The 14,617-nt window shown below is 60.0% G+C and carries 13 protein-coding genes; 8 read left to right on the forward strand and 5 right to left on the reverse strand.

The genetic code is table 11. The features are described from left to right. Positions 1-326 precede the first annotated feature (326 nt). Positions 327-2,726 carry a penicillin acylase family protein gene (locus B3N48_RS19335; RefSeq protein ID WP_296186526.1) on the reverse strand — a complete coding sequence of 800 codons (2,400 nt, stop codon included), beginning with the start codon at positions 2,724-2,726 and terminating at the stop codon, positions 327-329. 186 nt (positions 2,727-2,912) lie between these two features. Here B3N48_RS19335 and B3N48_RS19340 point away from each other — a divergent pair, with 186 nt between their 5' ends. Beyond that, a complete protein-coding gene (locus B3N48_RS19340; RefSeq protein WP_296186527.1) occupies positions 2,913-3,827 on the forward strand; it encodes a ParB/Srx family N-terminal domain-containing protein in 915 nt (304 codons plus the stop codon). 23 nt (positions 3,828-3,850) lie between these two features. Here the strand turns inward: B3N48_RS19340 and B3N48_RS19345 are convergent, their stop codons facing one another. Beyond that, the gene (locus tag B3N48_RS19345) at positions 3,851-4,438 is read right to left on the reverse strand and encodes a DUF6436 domain-containing protein (protein ID WP_296186528.1); all 588 of its coding nucleotides are present in this window, start codon (positions 4,436-4,438) and stop codon (positions 3,851-3,853) included. 106 nt (positions 4,439-4,544) lie between these two features. On the opposite strand from B3N48_RS19345, the gene B3N48_RS19350 reads away from it, so the two are divergent. Continuing rightward, the gene (locus tag B3N48_RS19350; RefSeq protein WP_296186529.1) at positions 4,545-5,486 is read left to right on the forward strand and encodes an alpha/beta hydrolase; all 942 of its coding nucleotides are present in this window, start codon (positions 4,545-4,547) and stop codon (positions 5,484-5,486) included. Positions 5,487-5,614: 128 nt separating this feature from the next. Here the strand turns inward: B3N48_RS19350 and B3N48_RS19355 are convergent, their stop codons facing one another. Then, positions 5,615-6,355 (reverse strand): DUF2059 domain-containing protein, encoded by a 741-nt coding sequence (locus B3N48_RS19355; protein WP_296186530.1) that lies wholly within the window; start codon positions 6,353-6,355, stop codon positions 5,615-5,617. A 196-nt stretch (positions 6,356-6,551) separates the two neighbouring features. On the opposite strand from B3N48_RS19355, the gene B3N48_RS19360 reads away from it, so the two are divergent. Together B3N48_RS19360 and B3N48_RS19365 are read left to right on the forward strand one after the other, a co-directional pair. Then, positions 6,552-7,193, forward strand: coding sequence for a 2OG-Fe(II) oxygenase (locus B3N48_RS19360; RefSeq protein ID WP_296186817.1), 642 nt, complete (start codon positions 6,552-6,554; stop codon positions 7,191-7,193). Positions 7,194-7,404: 211 nt separating this feature from the next. Further along, a complete protein-coding gene (locus B3N48_RS19365; protein WP_296186531.1) occupies positions 7,405-7,842 on the forward strand; it encodes a DUF4399 domain-containing protein in 438 nt (145 codons plus the stop codon). Between the two features lie 182 nt (positions 7,843-8,024). Here the strand turns inward: B3N48_RS19365 and serA are convergent, their stop codons facing one another. Beyond that, on the reverse strand, positions 8,025-9,254 hold the full coding sequence (gene serA / locus B3N48_RS19370; RefSeq protein ID WP_296186533.1) for a phosphoglycerate dehydrogenase: 1,230 nt from the start codon (positions 9,252-9,254) through the stop codon (positions 8,025-8,027). 200 nt (positions 9,255-9,454) lie between these two features. Here serA and B3N48_RS19375 point away from each other — a divergent pair, with 200 nt between their 5' ends. From B3N48_RS19375 to B3N48_RS19390, 4 genes are all read left to right on the forward strand, one after another. Next, positions 9,455-10,849, forward strand: coding sequence for an FAD-binding oxidoreductase (locus B3N48_RS19375; RefSeq protein ID WP_296186535.1), 1,395 nt, complete (start codon positions 9,455-9,457; stop codon positions 10,847-10,849). A gap of 41 nt (positions 10,850-10,890) precedes the next feature. Continuing rightward, on the forward strand, positions 10,891-11,556 hold the full coding sequence (locus B3N48_RS19380) for a fumarylacetoacetate hydrolase family protein (protein ID WP_296186537.1): 666 nt from the start codon (positions 10,891-10,893) through the stop codon (positions 11,554-11,556). Between the two features lie 165 nt (positions 11,557-11,721). Further along, on the forward strand, positions 11,722-12,642 hold the full coding sequence (locus B3N48_RS19385) for an SdiA-regulated domain-containing protein (RefSeq protein WP_296186541.1): 921 nt from the start codon (positions 11,722-11,724) through the stop codon (positions 12,640-12,642). 120 nt (positions 12,643-12,762) lie between these two features. Continuing rightward, positions 12,763-13,674 (forward strand): SdiA-regulated domain-containing protein, encoded by a 912-nt coding sequence (locus B3N48_RS19390; protein WP_296186542.1) that lies wholly within the window; start codon positions 12,763-12,765, stop codon positions 13,672-13,674. Between the two features lie 169 nt (positions 13,675-13,843). Here the strand turns inward: B3N48_RS19390 and rpiA are convergent, their stop codons facing one another. Further along, entirely contained in the window at positions 13,844-14,515 is a 672-nt protein-coding gene (gene rpiA, locus B3N48_RS19395; protein ID WP_296186543.1) for a ribose-5-phosphate isomerase RpiA, read from the reverse strand. Between the last annotated feature and the right edge of the window lie 102 nt (positions 14,516-14,617).

Consider the following 14,617-nt stretch of genomic DNA (forward strand, 5'->3'; position numbering starts at 1 on the left):
GAGCGTACGCGCAGGTTCTGCCGGTCTCATGTGCCCGGCACCAACCTCAACACCTCTTTGCTATTCCCCGCCATGTCCCCACAGCTGAACGGTTCCGGCCTGTACTGGCCGTTGACGTAGTCCTCTAACTGGTCGGCGACGTCGATCAAACGGCATTCTGTAGGAGCGTGGCTTGTCCCGCGATCGGCGGCGCAGCCGTCGTGAATCCCTACGCATTGGACTGTCAGGTATACCGCGTGCACAGGGTTTACGACGGGTTTCCCGCCGATCGCGGGACAAGCCACGCTCCTACAGTTTGACGACCGTACGCGCAGGTTCTGCCGGTTTCATGTGCCCGGCACCAGCCTCAACACCTCTTTGCTATTCCCCGCCACATCCCCTTCGCTGAACCGTTCCGGCCGGTATTGCCCGTTGACGTAGTCCTGTGCCTGATCCGCGTAGTGTTTGTCGAACAACACCCCGCTTTGCCCCACCGGGTTGATGCCCTGCGCGTGAGCAGGGTCGGCGAAGTCGATCAGGCGGCGGGTGGATGGGCCGTAGGTCACAGGCCATGGCGCGGGCGCAAGGTTCGCGGAGAGGTTGTTCGGCACTTCGTGGGTGCCCGGCGCCGGGAACGTACCGACATTGAATAGCCTGTCCAGCGGTGGCTGGCGCCCCAGCGGGTGTTCGTGGGTCAGGGTGTGGGCCTTGCCCCAGGTCCATTCGTCCGGGTTCACGCCGTACAGCGATTTCAGGTGGGAAACCGCTGCATGCCAGGCCACCTTCACGGTGTTGTCGCGGCTTTCGGGTTCGTTGGAGTTGCGGTTGTTCCACCAAGGAGAATTGGCATCGGCGGCCAGTCTCGGCAGCGCCATATCGATGACCCGCGTGGACACCAGCGTCGCAAACATCCCGTCGCCCAGTTCGTCACGGAAGGTTTGATTGCTGAGGTCATAGATGAACTGATTGAACAGCGTGGCGCCCACCGAATCCACCGGATAATCGCCTTTCCAGGCGGCCAGACGCTCAATCACGTCATGTTCTTCAGGGTCGCGGATGACCCGACGCAACACCGGAATCAACGGCGTGAGGATCTGCTGCGCGTAGTCGGTTTTCGTGCCCAGTTGCAGCGCCTTGCTGTTGTCCAGGTTCCATTTCACTGAAGTGTCGCTCAGCTGTTTGTCCAGTTGGCGACCCCGTTCAGCAAGGTTGTAATACCCCGGAATCGCCATACCTGTCGGCGAAACCGGCTGAAAATTGGCCGAGACGATATAGCCCCGCGTCGGATTCTCTTCCTGCGGGTTGGCGCTGAACGGGTAAAAGCCGTTTTTGTCTGCCTGATCGGTGCTGCCGTCGAGGATGAACGTCGGGTTCACGCCGTCCGGACGCACGGGCAATTGCGCCGCTGCCCACCATCCGATGTCGCCTTTGCCGTTGGCGTAGACCACGTTGAGGCCAGGCGACTGAATCTTCTCGGCGGCGCTGCGCATCTTGTCCAGCGAGTCGGCGCGGTTGGCTTCATAGAAGCCCTGCAGGATCGGGTTTTCGGACTCCAGAAACGACCACCACATGGCCACGGGCGTGTCAGCTTGGTCTTGGATGCCACTGGCGCTCAGCACGTCATTGATGATCGGGCCGTGGGGCGACTGGCGCAGCATGACGGTGATCGGCGCCTCGCCCTTGACCTGGATCTGCTCGGGGCGCGAGGTCATGTCAGCCCAGGCGCCGTGATACCAGACCTGATTGGGGTTCTCGGGATTGACTTTTTCGGCCACCAAATCGATGTCGTCGTTCTGGAACATGGTCAGGCTCCAGCCAAAATCCATGTTGTGCCCCAATAGGGCAAACGGATTGAGCGCCTGAAAATGCCCATACAGTTCGAAGCCGGGCGCCGACAGTTGCGCCTCGTACCAGACGGCGGGCACCGAGAAGCGAATGTGCGGGTCGCCTGCCAGCAAGGGTTTGCCGCTCTGGGTGCGACTCCCCGAGACCGCCCACGCGTTGCTGCCTTCGAACTGCGGCAGGCCTGCGTCTTCCAGCGCTTGTGTGCTTAGTTGCGCCAGGTCGCTCAGGCCTTTCCAGTCCTTGCTGCTCAGGGCCGGGGACGGGTGCAGCGCACCTTGGGGTTGCCAATCCAGATCGAAGACCTTCAGGTACTCGGGACCCAACTGATCACGCACGTAGGTCATCAATGGCTCGGTGCGAAAGGCCGCAGCGAAACTGTAGGCCAGGTAACCGCCGATGCTCAGGGTGTCTTCAGCGGTGAAGGGCCGCTTCTCGATACCCAGTACGTCGAACTCAATGGGCTTGGGGTGAGTGGCCTGAAACTGATTCACGCCATCCAGGTAGGCTTGCAGGGCTTTCCAGGCAGGGGTGTTTTTATCCTGGCGGGCGACGTATTCGTCCGCGTGCTCGCGAATGCGCAGGCTGCGAAACAGCTTGTCGGTGTTGACCAGTTTCGGGCCCAGCACTTCGGCCAGCTCGCCGCGGGCCAGGCGCCGCAGGATTTCCATCTGGAACAACCGGTCCTGTGCGTGCACGTACCCCAGCGCGCGATACAGATCATCCTGATTGTCGGCTTTGATGTGCGGCACGCCACGCTCGTCGTAGCGGACGCTGACGGGCGCATGAAGCTGGGTCAGCGACACCTCGCCGTTGCGGACCGGCTGCTTGCTGTGGACGTACCAGGCTGCGCCGCCTGCGATCAAAACGACCACGAGGGCGAGAACGGAAAGGCTGCGTTTCATTCGAAGGCTCGAAAAAACAGAGAGAAGCGAGGAAGGCTACAGATTTGTCGCGGGGCTGTGTAGCGGTGCCGAACTCGCTGGGTTTCCAGACGGTAGACATCCCTCAGGTTGAAGCGCGTCAGGTGCCGGGTTGTATCGGATGGCTAATGCATTAAGCTCAGCCCATTTCCTCTAGAGTCTTGCCCCATGCGCATTCAACCCCGCAGCCTGGCGCTGTTGCTGGCACTGGCCTGCACTCAGGCCTTTGCTTTTACCGGGCCCAAACCCGGAGATGTCGTCGAAGTCAGCCTCGACCAACTGCACCCGACCCAAGCAGTGATCGGGTTCGATCAGGTCTATTACCAGCTCGAACGTTTCGCCCGGGATCGCCAGAAACTGTTCGACGAGATCTGCGAAAGCAATGGGCAAGCCAAAGCCAGGCCAGTCGACGTGAATGCCGACCCCTTGAAGCCTGACAGTTACACCTGCAAGGACGAACCCAACGCGCATCCCGAGGAGATGAAAACCGTGGTGGTCGGCCCCGAAGGGCAGTTCTACCTCACCGACGGGCATCACACCTTCAGCACGCTATGGGAACAACCCGGCGCGGGGCCGCAGATGAAAATGAAGGTGCGCATCACCGATGTGTTCAGCGACAGCCCTGACCTCCCGGCGTTTTGGACGCGGATGGTGAAGGCGCACAAGGTCTGGCTCAAAGACGGCAACGGACAGTCGATCGCCCCCGATCAACTGCCTGCCCATGTGGGATTGCAGGCGATGCACAACGATATTCTGCGCAGCATCGTTTATTTCGTGCGCGGCGCGGCGTATGAGAAACCCAAGGCGGGCGGTGTCTCGCCAGAGTTTCTGGAGTTTTATTGGGCGGACTGGCTGCGCGGCCGTCTGAACCTAGCGGATTACAACTTAAGCGAACGCAGCGGCTATCACCGAGCGTTGCAAGTGGCAAGCGAGATGATGGTCAAGCCGCCCTTGAGCAAGCCTGTGAGTGGGGGCATGTCGGCCAAACAGCTGGGGGGCTTCAAGTCGGTCAAACGCAAAGTGTTGACCAAAACCGCCGATGAAAAGCTGCCGCTGGTGATCGAGTACAAAACCACCCGTTGATTTCGATGACGGTCGGATCGGGTTCACTCGGGGGAAGACCACGGGCAATAGCACCCCACTGCCATGGTGTGCGTGGCACCTACCGGTCGACCGGCCTTGAGTGCATAGAGGATCGGCTCGATGAAACTGTTCTGTGAGTTGCACGCCAGCCCTTCGCTGTACGGCCCGAAATACGCGAGCGTGCCATTTGAGTCCCAGATGGCTACCGCCGGAGTCGAGTTAATCGCCTCGGCACCCGGCACGTCATCCAGCGGCGTGATGGCGCTCAGTGTCGAAGGCAACTGGCCGTGGGTGCCGGGCTTCTGCAGCGCGTAGAAGTCCACGCCACCCGCCCCGGAAAAACGTCCGACCAACTCGCTCAGGTGTTCCTGATTGCCCACATTGCAAGGGCAGGCGGGGTCCCAGAAATGCACGACCCGAATCCGCCCTGGTCCTGCTAGCGATGCAGGCAGGCTAAGCGTGTCTCCTGCGAACAGCGCCGTCTGATCACTGAACGCCCGGACGTATCGACCCTCAAACCACCTGTAGCCCAGCCACAAGGCTGCCACACAGCCCAAGGCTGCCAACGCGAGGAACAACGTGCGGCGATGAAAGAGCGAGTGAGCGGTCATGAGGCGGCTTCGATGTGGGTGACGTAGCTTGCCACGCCTGAGAGGACGGAAGAAACTCATAGCCCTGCGTCACCCGTGAATGCCTATTGCCTGATATGGATTGCCGATGTCCAACACGTTCGACCCCGATCACCTGCGCGCCGGTCTGCAACCGCTGAGCGCAAAGCTGGCACTCACGGAAGAGGCGCTCGCCTATCAGCGTTTCTACAGCCTGGCGGGGCTGGGCCGTGAAGGCCGGGTCAGCAGCCGGCTTGGGCGGTTCGAGGCGGGCGGCTATGAAATTGTCACGCAGCTTTGGACGCCCGAATCGCCAGTGGCGACCCTGATACTTGTGCATGGTTTTTACGACCACATGGGGCTTTATCGGCACGTCATCGAATGGGCGCTGGAACTCGGCTTTGCGGTGATTGCCTGCGACCTGCCAGGTCATGGCCTGTCCAGCGGGACACGGGCAAGCATTACCGATTTTTCGGAATACCAGGTGGTGCTGGACCGGTTGTTCGCCGAGGCGGAAATTCTGCAACTGCCCAAGCCGTGGCACCTGTGCGGGCAGAGCACGGGTGGGGCGATTGTCATCGATCATCTGCTCAATCATGGCGATGACAGTCCGATTCAAGGCCAGTCGATTTTGCTGGCGCCGCTGGTACGTCCTCGTGGCTGGACGTGGTCAAAGGTCAGTTATTACCTGTTGCGCGCGTTCGTCAAAGGCATCGACCGGCGCTTCAGCGAGAACTCGAACGCACCGGCTTTCCTGCCGTTTTTGATGGCTGACCCGTTGCAGCCTCGCCGCTTGCCCACGGTTTGGGTGGGCGCTCTGGCGAAGTGGATCGAACGCATCGAAAACGCCCCGCACAGCAAGCGCAGCCCGTTGATCGTTCAAGGCGAGTCGGACATGACCGTGGATTGGAGCCACAACCTGGCGGTCCTCAACGAAAAATTCGACCACCCGCAGATCTTCATGCTGCACGAAGCGCGGCATCATCTCGCTAACGAGCTGCCGGAATTGAGAGCACAGTTTTTCGGGTTTTTGAGTCAGCGGATGAGGTGAGCTGAAAATCCCATCCACTGTAGGAGTGAGCTTGCTCGCGATTACGGTGTGTCAAACGAGATAGTGTGGCGGCTATACCACAATCGCGAGCAAGCTCACTCCTACAGTGAATGTGCGCGTGGGGGCGATCAATTCACGTTCTGCCCCACCGCCAGTCCCGCGCGAATCGCCGCCAGCGCCGCCTGGTAATAGGCCTTGCCCTCATTCGATTCCGCGAAGGTCGAGAACTCGTCCAATTCAGCGTCAGACAGGTCGCGGTACACGTAGAGCAGCGTGTTGCTCATGTCGTTGGCGATCTGCGCCATCAGCCGCTGACGCTGACCTTCGAGCATGCCCTGCGTTGATCCCCCGCCCATCAGGCCCGGAATCATCGAACTCAGACTGTCGGCAGCGACTCCGGCAATCGCCAGGCTCACTTCTGCGCCGGCTTCCTTGGCGGGCAGGGCGTTGGACAGGTGGCCGATGATCAACATGCGGTTATCGCTGGCCTGCATCTTCGGCAGGCCCTGAGCGTTCTTGGCAAGCTGGTCGGGGCGGGTGGCGGTCAATTCGGCATTGACGATCTTGCGGCCTAACGGCGACTGAAAAAACTGCAACGCAGGGTTCGGGTCCTGCAAGGTCTGGCGCAGCTTCTGCTCGGCGCGCTGGTCCATGGCCTGTGGCGCGAACCGTTGATTGCTATTGCTGACGAGCGCGTCATACACCGCAGGTGGCAGGCTGTTTCTGTAACGCTGCTGCGCGGCTTTCAGAGCATCGTTGAAATGCGCGCGCTGTTCTGGCCAGCCGGCGACCTTGTAAAGCTGGTCGTGGCCGTCTGCCCAAGCGGGCAGGGTGCAGAACATCAACAGCAGGAAAAACAGACGGCGCATTAGAGACTCCTGTCGGCAGGCCGCTATTCTCGGCGGGGCGGCGGGGATTTGTCGAGTTAACAAGTTGCCAGACCCCAATAAAATCCGTGGGTTCGGCGGACTTTCGGATAAAGCGGTTGCAGGTATCTGCCCGTGCAAAAATATTCTTTCGCTGACGGACCGCGGGCTCTGTTGGATTGATCGGCGTGTGGATACTATGCGCGGCATGCACATATCCCCTGATGACCCGCTGCTGTTGAACATCGTCGACGACCTGGCCGAGCGCGGCTGGTCGCAGCAGGACATTTTCTTGCCCGAAGCGTTGACCCGCGAGCTGGCGCTGGAATGCCGCAAGCGTGCGGCTGAGGGTGAACTGGCCCCGGCCGCGGTCGGACGAGGCCCCGCGCAAGAAGTCCGCGAGGGGATACGCGGCGATCACATCCAATGGCTGGAGCCCGGACAGGCCGAACCGTGCGACCGGTATCTGGAGGTGATGGACCAGCTGCGTCAGGCACTGAATCGGGGCCTGTTTCTCGGGCTGGAAGACTTCGAAAGCCACTTCGCGTTATACCCGCCGGGTGCGTTCTATCGCAGACACGTCGACCGTTTCCGGGATGATGACAAGCGCATGGTCTCGGCGGTGATCTACCTGAACGATCCCTCCTGGCAGCCTGAGCACGGTGGGCAACTGCGACTGTTCCTCAAGGATGGCAGCGAGCTGGACGTCCAGCCCACGGGCGGCGCGTTGGTGCTGTTTCTGTCGGGCGACATGCCCCATGAAGTCCTGCCTGCCCATCGTGATCGGCTGTCGCTGACCGGGTGGTTCCGGCGCCGGGGCAATGAGCCGTTTGAGCTGTAGGGCGTCCCGCAAGAGAAACCTCATTGCATTCCGGCACCCTTGAAGCATTCAACATGAAATCTTCTACACACAGCCATTCTCCCCGCGCTCGCTTCCGCTGTTCGGACTAAGGTAAATGCCGTGCCAGAGCGTTTGTCCGCAGACCTTGAACCGAGCCCCGGCCCACAGGTCCGACGTTGAGCGCTTTATAAAAAGCAGAACGGAGAGTTTCATGAAAACCTTATTCGCACGGGCTGCCCTCGCAGGCTTGCTGCTGGGCTCGACCCTCATGGTTCAGGCGGCCGATGTGCCACGGACCCCTTCACCTGCCGGGGCTGAGGTTTACATCATCTCGCCCAAGGACGGCGCCGTGGTCAACGGCTCATTCAAGGTCCAGTTCGGCCTTAAGGGCATGGGCGTGGCGCCTGCGGGCGTGGACGTGCCGGAGACCGGCCATCATCACCTGCTGATCGACGTGAAGGATCAGCCCGACATGAACGCGCCATTGCCGACCACCGACAACATTCGTCACTTCGGCAAAGGCCAGACTGAGACCGAGTTGAACCTCACCCCTGGCCAGCACACCTTGCAACTGTTGGTAGGTGACAAAAACCACGTGCCGGTCAGCCCGGTGGTGGAGTCGCAGAAGATCACCATTACCGTGAAGTAACCCGTACCCCGGTAGGAGTGAGCTTACTCGCGAAAGCGTTCTGTCATCCCCATTGATGTTGCCTGACATACCGCTATCGCGAGCAAGCTCACTTCTACATGTCAGTGGTGCCTCCATAGCTCCGATTGGCAGGCACAAAAAAGGAGACCCGAAGGTCTCCTTTTTTCATTCCAGCGCGAAGCTTAGAACAGCACGCGGCTGCGGATGGTGCCTTTGATGTGTTGCAGCTTCTCTTGCGCCAGATCCGAGTATTCGGCGTCGACGTCGATGACCACGTAACCGACCTTCTCGTTGGTCTGTAGAAATTGACCGGAGATGTTGATGCCGTTTTCCGCGAACACCTTGTTGATCTCCATGAGCACACCCGGGATGTTCTCGTGGATGTGCAGCAGGCGGTGCTTGCCAGGGTGAGCGGGCAGAGCCACTTCAGGGAAGTTGACCGACGACACCGACGTACCGTTGTCGCTGTACTTGACCAGCTTCTCGGCGACTTCCAGACCGATGTTGGCCTGGGCTTCGGCGGTTGAGCCGCCGATATGCGGGGTCAGGATCACATTGTCCAGGCCACGTAACGGGCTTTCGAAGATGTCGTCGTTGGAGCGCGGCTCGACGGGGAATACGTCGATGGCGGCGCCAATCAGGTGCTGGTCCTTGATCGCGTCGGCCAAGGCATCGAGATCCACCACGCTGCCGCGCGCGGCGTTGATCAGAATCGCGCCTTTCTTCATTGCGCGGATTTCTTTCTCGCCAATCATCATCTGCGTGGAAGGCAGTTCAGGCACGTGCAGCGAGACGATGTCGGCCAGACCCAGCAGTTCGGTCAGGCTGGTGACTTGGGTCGCATTACCCAGCGGCAGTTTGGTCAGCGGGTCGTAGAAGAACACCTGCATGCCGAGGCCTTCGGCCAGGACCGACAGCTGCGTACCGATCGAGCCGTAGCCGACGATGCCCAGTTTCTTGCCACGGATTTCGAACGAGTTGGCTGCACTCTTGATCCAGCCACCGCGATGGCAGGAAGCGTTTTTCTCAGGGATGCCGCGCAGCAGCAGAATGGCCTCGGCCAGTACCAATTCGGCCACCGAGCGGGTGTTGGAGTATGGCGCGTTGAACACGGCGATACCGCGCTCGCGGGCTGCGTCCAGATCGACCTGGTTGGTGCCGATGCAGAAACAACCCACGGCGACCAGCTTCTTGGCGCTGTCGAAGATGTCTTCGGTGAGTTGGGTGCGGGAGCGAATACCGATGAAATGAGCGTCGGCAATCTTTTCCTTCAGCTCGGCTTCCGGCAGCGACTTGGTGTGGTACTCGATGCTGGTGTAACCGGCGGCCTTGAGGACGTCGACTGCGGATTGGTGGACGCCTTCGAGAAGAAGGAACTTGATCTTGCTCTTGTCGAGGGAAGTCTTGCTCATCTGCGTAAACCTGTGTCCCGGAGAAAATGGCAGGGAATTGGACAGCGCAAGCTGGCCTCACGGCGCAACGGCGCCTTCGCAGGTCGGCCTCAGGCACGTCTCTGCGGGGGCGGTATGCTAGCATATGTGCCCCGCTAAATACCCGTGCCTGCGACGTGAGCCGTTCTCAGGATGACCATGAATCGTTCGAGAGTTCCTTGATGACCCAGTCTGTGTTGATAGATGAACTTAAGTCCCTGGTCGAGCCTGGAAAAGTGCTCACCGACGCCGATTCCCTCGACGCCTACGGCAAGGACTGGACCCGGCAATACGCCCCGGCGCCGAGCGCTATCGTGTTCCCGAAAACCACCGAACAGGTGCAGGCCATCGTTCGTTGGGCCAACGAGCGCAGGGTGGCGCTGGTGCCATCGGGCGGGCGTACCGGTCTGTCAGCCGCTGCCGTGGCGATGAATGGCGAAGTGGTGGTTTCCTTCGATTACATGAATCAGATTCTCGAGCTCAACGTCACGGATCGCACCGTGCGCTGCCAGCCGGGGCTCGTCACCAAGCAACTGCAGAACTTCGCAGAAGAGAACGGCCTTTATTACCCGGTGGACTTCGCTTCGTCCGGCTCCAGCCAGATTGGCGGCAACATCAACACCAACGCTGGCGGGATCAAGGTCATTCGCTACGGCATGACCCGCAACTGGGTCTCGGGGCTGAAGGTCGTGACCGGCAAGGGCGACATTCTCGAACTGAACAAAGACCTGATCAAAAACGCCACCGGCTACGATTTGCGTCAGTTGTTCATTGGCTCGGAAGGCACGCTCGGGTTCGTCGTCGAGGCCACGATGCGCCTGGATCGTACGCCGAACAACCTGACCTGCATGGTCCTTGGCACCCCGGATTTCGATTCGATCATGCCCGTGCTGCATGCCTTCCACGGCAAGCTGGACTTGACCGCCTTCGAGTTCTTTTCCGACAAAGGCCTGGCCCACATCCTGGCGCGCGGCGACGTGCCTGAGCCGTTCGCCACCAAAACGCCGTTCTACGCCTTGCTGGAATTCGAAGCGAGCAATGAAGAAATCGCCAACCAGGCGCTGGAAACCTTCGAATATTGCGTGGAGCAGGGTTGGGTCGTCGACGGCGTGATGAGCCAGAGCAAGCAGCAGCTGCAGAACCTGTGGAAACTGCGCGAATACCTGTCGGAAACCATCTCCCACTACACGCCGTACAAGAACGACATTTCGGTCACCGTATCGAAAGTGCCTGCGTTTCTTAACGAAATCGACGCCATCGTCAGCACGCACTACCCTGATTTCGAAGTGATCTGGTACGGCCACATTGGCGACGGCAACTTGCACCTGAACATCCTCAAACCAGCCGATCTGCCCAAAGAAGAGTTCTTCGCCCGATGCGCAACGGTCAACAAGAAGGTGTTCGAGACCGTCGAGAAGTACAACGGCTCGATCTCGGCCGAGCACGGGGTTGGACTGGTCAAGCGTGATTACCTGGAATACAGCCGCTCGCCCGTTGAAATCGAGTACATGAAAGCGGTGAAAGCAGCCTTCGATCCGAACGGCATCATGAACCCCGGCAAGATCTTCGCGTTGTAAGCGACGGTTTACTGAATAGACGCTGCAATAAAGGAACGCTCATGAGCTATCAGCACAAATACCTCGACGGCACCAAGGTTCACTTCCCGCTGGGCAAAGTGGTCTGCATCGGCCGTAACTACGCCGAACACGCCAAGGAATTGGACAACCCCGTGCCAACCGAACCGCTGCTGTTCATCAAGCCTGGCAGCTGCGTGGTCGAGATCGAAGGCGGTTTCAGCATTCCCCAGGATCGGGGGTCGGTGCATTACGAGGCCGAGATTGTCGTGTTGATCGGCAAGCCGCTGAGCAAGAGCCCGAGTCGTGAGGAAGTGCTGGACGCCATTTCCGGATTTGCACCGGGGCTCGACCTGACCCTGCGCGACGTGCAGTCCAAGTTGAAAGAAAAAGGCCTGCCGTGGGAAATCGCCAAGTCGTTCGACGGCGCTGCGGTGATCGCGCCGTTCGTCTCGCCTGACGTTTATCCGGACCTGACCGATATCGCCATCCGCCTGACCGTCAACGGCGAAGTGCGTCAGGACGGCAACAGCAGCCAGATGCTCAACCCTATCGTGCCGATGATTCAGCACATGGCTTCGCAGTTCTCGCTGCAAGCGGGCGACCTGATCATGACCGGCACGCCAGCAGGCGTCGGGCCGTTCAGCGTCGGCGACCAGATCATCCTGGAACTGCCGGGGCAGAGCCGTTTCGAAAGCGACGTGCGCTGATCGTTGCGACGATGGCCCGATAGCCGCCCGTGAGCCAGCGCGGGCGACTTTTTCGGGTGTGCCTGGCCTGGATCTGTTGCCGTTTTTTTCACACTCCATCTGGATAATCACTCGCCGATTGCAGCGCAGCCCGTTGCACCGATGGAATTTCTCAGGATCGCTTCGATGGCCGCCAACGCTCAATCGCTGAACACCTCCTCACGTCGACCGCGGGTTCCTGTGGCTTGGCTGCTGATTGTACTTGTGGTGATTCTGGTCGGGCTTTCCTACGCCTGGCAGTGGGACGCTCGCGGCCTGTTATGGCTGCGTGAGCAGACGGCCTCTACGGCTGAGCGCAAGGCCAGCGTCTGGCTGCCGGACTATCACGTCGTCATCGACGGCAAGCCCCTCGCAGGACTGGAGAAGGATGAGGCGTCGGACCTTTCCTATGACGCCGCCAGCAAAACCCTGTACTCGGTGATGGGCAAAAACGCGTTTCTCGCCGAGTTGAGTCTGACCGGCGACGTGTTGCGCAAGATCCCGTTGATGGGCTGGAGCAACCCGGAGGGCGTGGCCGTACTGGGCAACGGACTGATCGCGATCGTCGATGAGCGCCAGCATCTGATGACCATCGTCACTGTCACCCCGGAGACAAAGACGCTGAATATCGCCGATTTCCCGAAATACGACCTCGGCCCTTCCGTCGACCAGAACAAGGCGTTCGAAGGGGTGGCGTGGGATCCGCGCAATCAACAGATCCTGCTGGGCGAAGAACGGCCGCCTGCGTTGTTCAGTTGGAAAGCCGATGGCAGTGCGGTGTTGAAGGGCGACAAGCAGAAGTTGTCGAGCGACAACCTGATCATGCGCAACCTCTCGGCTTTGCATGCCGATCAGAAATCCGGGCACTTGCTCGCGTTGTCGGCTGAGTCGCACTTGCTGCTGGAGCTGGACGAGAAGGGCAACGAGGTCAGCTTCATGTCATTGGTCCGAGGGCTCAACGGCTTCGCCCACACCATCCCCCGTGCCGAGGGCGTGACGATGGGAGAGGACGGGACGATCTACCTGGTCAGCGAGCCGAACCTGTTTTATTCGCTCAAGAAGCAGTAGCGGTGTCACGCGCAACGCTGCCGCTTTTTTTTTGCAAGCCTCGACGGAACGAGGCTTTCAGCTTGGTTTCAGACTAACGTGATATTAAATCGCCCCCTTGTCTGAGTTCGAGCATCATCCATGCGTCATCTGTCTCCCATCAAAACCGTCCTGCTCACTCTGTTTGTTGTGGGCGCCCTGGCTGTCTCATGGGGCGTTGTCCGTGAGTACCGGGTGATCGAGCGGATCTGGTTCAGTTGGCATGTTTTCTGGCAGGCGAGCGATGCGCAGGCACTGGGCTTCGATGACTATGAAGTGGTCGTCGAAGCGAGTGTCATCGACGGGCTAGAAGACAACGTCTCTGCCTTGAGCTACGACCCGGATCGCAAAACCCTGTTTACGGTCACCAACAAAGACCCCGAGCTGGTCGAACTCAGCCTTGAAGGGAGAATTTTGCGCCGCATTCCATTGACCGGCTTTGGCGACGCCGAGGCCGTGGAATATATCAGCCCCGGTATTTACGTGATCAGTGACGAACACAGCCAGCGGCTGATCAAAGTGCAAGTGGACGACGACACGCTGTTCCTCGACGCCGCCGATGCCGAACAGCTGACACTCGGCATCGACGCCGGCGGCAATAACGGGTTCGAAGGGCTGGCCTATGACAACCGCGGCAGGCGCCTGTTTGTCGCCAAGGAACGCAGGCCTGTGCAGATCCTCGAAGTGCGTGGCTTTCCAAATCCTGACGACAGCACCCCGAACATCCTTGAAGTGACGTCCAGCCAACAGCGCAATGCAGGCCTGTTCGTGCGCGACCTTTCCAGTCTGCAATTCGATGAACGCAGTGGGCACTTGCTGGCGCTGTCCGATGAGTCGCGGCAGATTCTCGAGTTGGACACACAAGGCAGGCCGGTGGGCAATGTGTCGCTGAGCAAAGGCAGCATGGGCCTGAGCAAAAGCGTGCCGCAGGCGGAAGGTATCGCGATGGGGGAGGACGGGACGTTGTACCTGGTGAGCGAGCCGAATCTGTTTTATGTGTTCAGGAAGCAGTAAGCGAACGCGCTTCATCCTCATGGTGTAGGAGCGTGGCTTGCCCCGCGATCTGCCGGGAACCGGCAGCAAGTCAGCGAAGGGAGTCTGTCTGACCCACCGCATTGCTGAATTTACGGCTGCTGAGCAGCCGATCGCGGGACAAGCCACGCTCCTGCAGCGATCGGGACACCTATCGAGTCAGGGTCTTCACGCCTTCCTGAGTGCCCAGCAGCAGCAAATCCGCTGAACGCGCAGCAAACAGGCCGTTGGTGACCACGCCAACGATCGCGTTGATTTGCGCTTCCAGTTCCACTGGGTTGGTGATGTTCATGTTGTGCACGTCGAGGATGATGTTGCCGTTGTCGGTCACGGCGCCTTCGCGATACACCGGGTCGCCGCCCAGTTTCACCAGTTGGCGTGCCACGTGGCTGCGGGCCATCGGGATGACTTCAACGGGCAACGGAAACGCGCCCAACACCGGCACCAGCTTGCTGCCGTCAGCGATGCAGATGAAGGTCTTCGCCACGGCCGCCACGATCTTCTCCCGGGTCAGGGCTGCGCCGCCGCCCTTGATCAGGTTCAGGTGCTCGTCGCTTTCATCGGCGCCGTCGATGTAAAACTCCAGATCGCTGACGGTGTTCAGTTCATAGACTGGAATGCCGTGGCCTTTGAGGCGGGCGGCGGTGGCTTCGGAGCTGGCGACCGCGCCGTCGAACGCGCCTTTATGTTGGGCCAGCGCATCAATGAAGCAGTTGGCGGTGGAGCCGGTACCGACGCCCACGATGCTTTTATCGTCGAGTTTCGGAAGGATGAAATCGACGGCGGCCTGAGCAACGGCCTGTTTGAGTTGATCCTGGGTCATGCGAGGTAGGGCTCCGGTGAATTGTCCCCTGTAGGAGCGCGCTCGCCCGCGAAGGCGTCGAACCCGGCACCGATGCGCTGGATGACACGACGCTTTCCCGGG

The sequence above is a fragment of the Pseudomonas sp. UBA1879 genome (assembly GCF_002338065.1).
GTDB lineage: Bacteria > Pseudomonadota > Gammaproteobacteria > Pseudomonadales > Pseudomonadaceae > Aquipseudomonas.

Coding starts and splice junctions, on each gene's coding strand:
- B3N48_RS19335 (WP_296186526.1), bottom strand. CDS start 2,726: ATGAAACGCAGCCTTTCCGTTCTCGCCCTCGTGGTCGTTTTGATCGCA.
- B3N48_RS19340 (WP_296186527.1), top strand. CDS start 2,913: ATGCGCATTCAACCCCGCAGCCTGGCGCTGTTGCTGGCACTGGCCTGC.
- B3N48_RS19345 (WP_296186528.1), bottom strand. CDS start 4,438: ATGACCGCTCACTCGCTCTTTCATCGCCGCACGTTGTTCCTCGCGTTG.
- B3N48_RS19350 (WP_296186529.1), top strand. CDS start 4,545: ATGTCCAACACGTTCGACCCCGATCACCTGCGCGCCGGTCTGCAACCG.
- B3N48_RS19355 (WP_296186530.1), bottom strand. CDS start 6,355: ATGCGCCGTCTGTTTTTCCTGCTGTTGATGTTCTGCACCCTGCCCGCT.
- B3N48_RS19360 (WP_296186817.1), top strand. CDS start 6,552: ATGCGCGGCATGCACATATCCCCTGATGACCCGCTGCTGTTGAACATC.
- B3N48_RS19365 (WP_296186531.1), top strand. CDS start 7,405: ATGAAAACCTTATTCGCACGGGCTGCCCTCGCAGGCTTGCTGCTGGGC.
- serA (WP_296186533.1), bottom strand. CDS start 9,254: ATGAGCAAGACTTCCCTCGACAAGAGCAAGATCAAGTTCCTTCTTCTC.
- B3N48_RS19375 (WP_296186535.1), top strand. CDS start 9,455: ATGACCCAGTCTGTGTTGATAGATGAACTTAAGTCCCTGGTCGAGCCT.
- B3N48_RS19380 (WP_296186537.1), top strand. CDS start 10,891: ATGAGCTATCAGCACAAATACCTCGACGGCACCAAGGTTCACTTCCCG.
- B3N48_RS19385 (WP_296186541.1), top strand. CDS start 11,722: ATGGCCGCCAACGCTCAATCGCTGAACACCTCCTCACGTCGACCGCGG.
- B3N48_RS19390 (WP_296186542.1), top strand. CDS start 12,763: ATGCGTCATCTGTCTCCCATCAAAACCGTCCTGCTCACTCTGTTTGTT.
- rpiA (WP_296186543.1), bottom strand. CDS start 14,515: ATGACCCAGGATCAACTCAAACAGGCCGTTGCTCAGGCCGCCGTCGAT.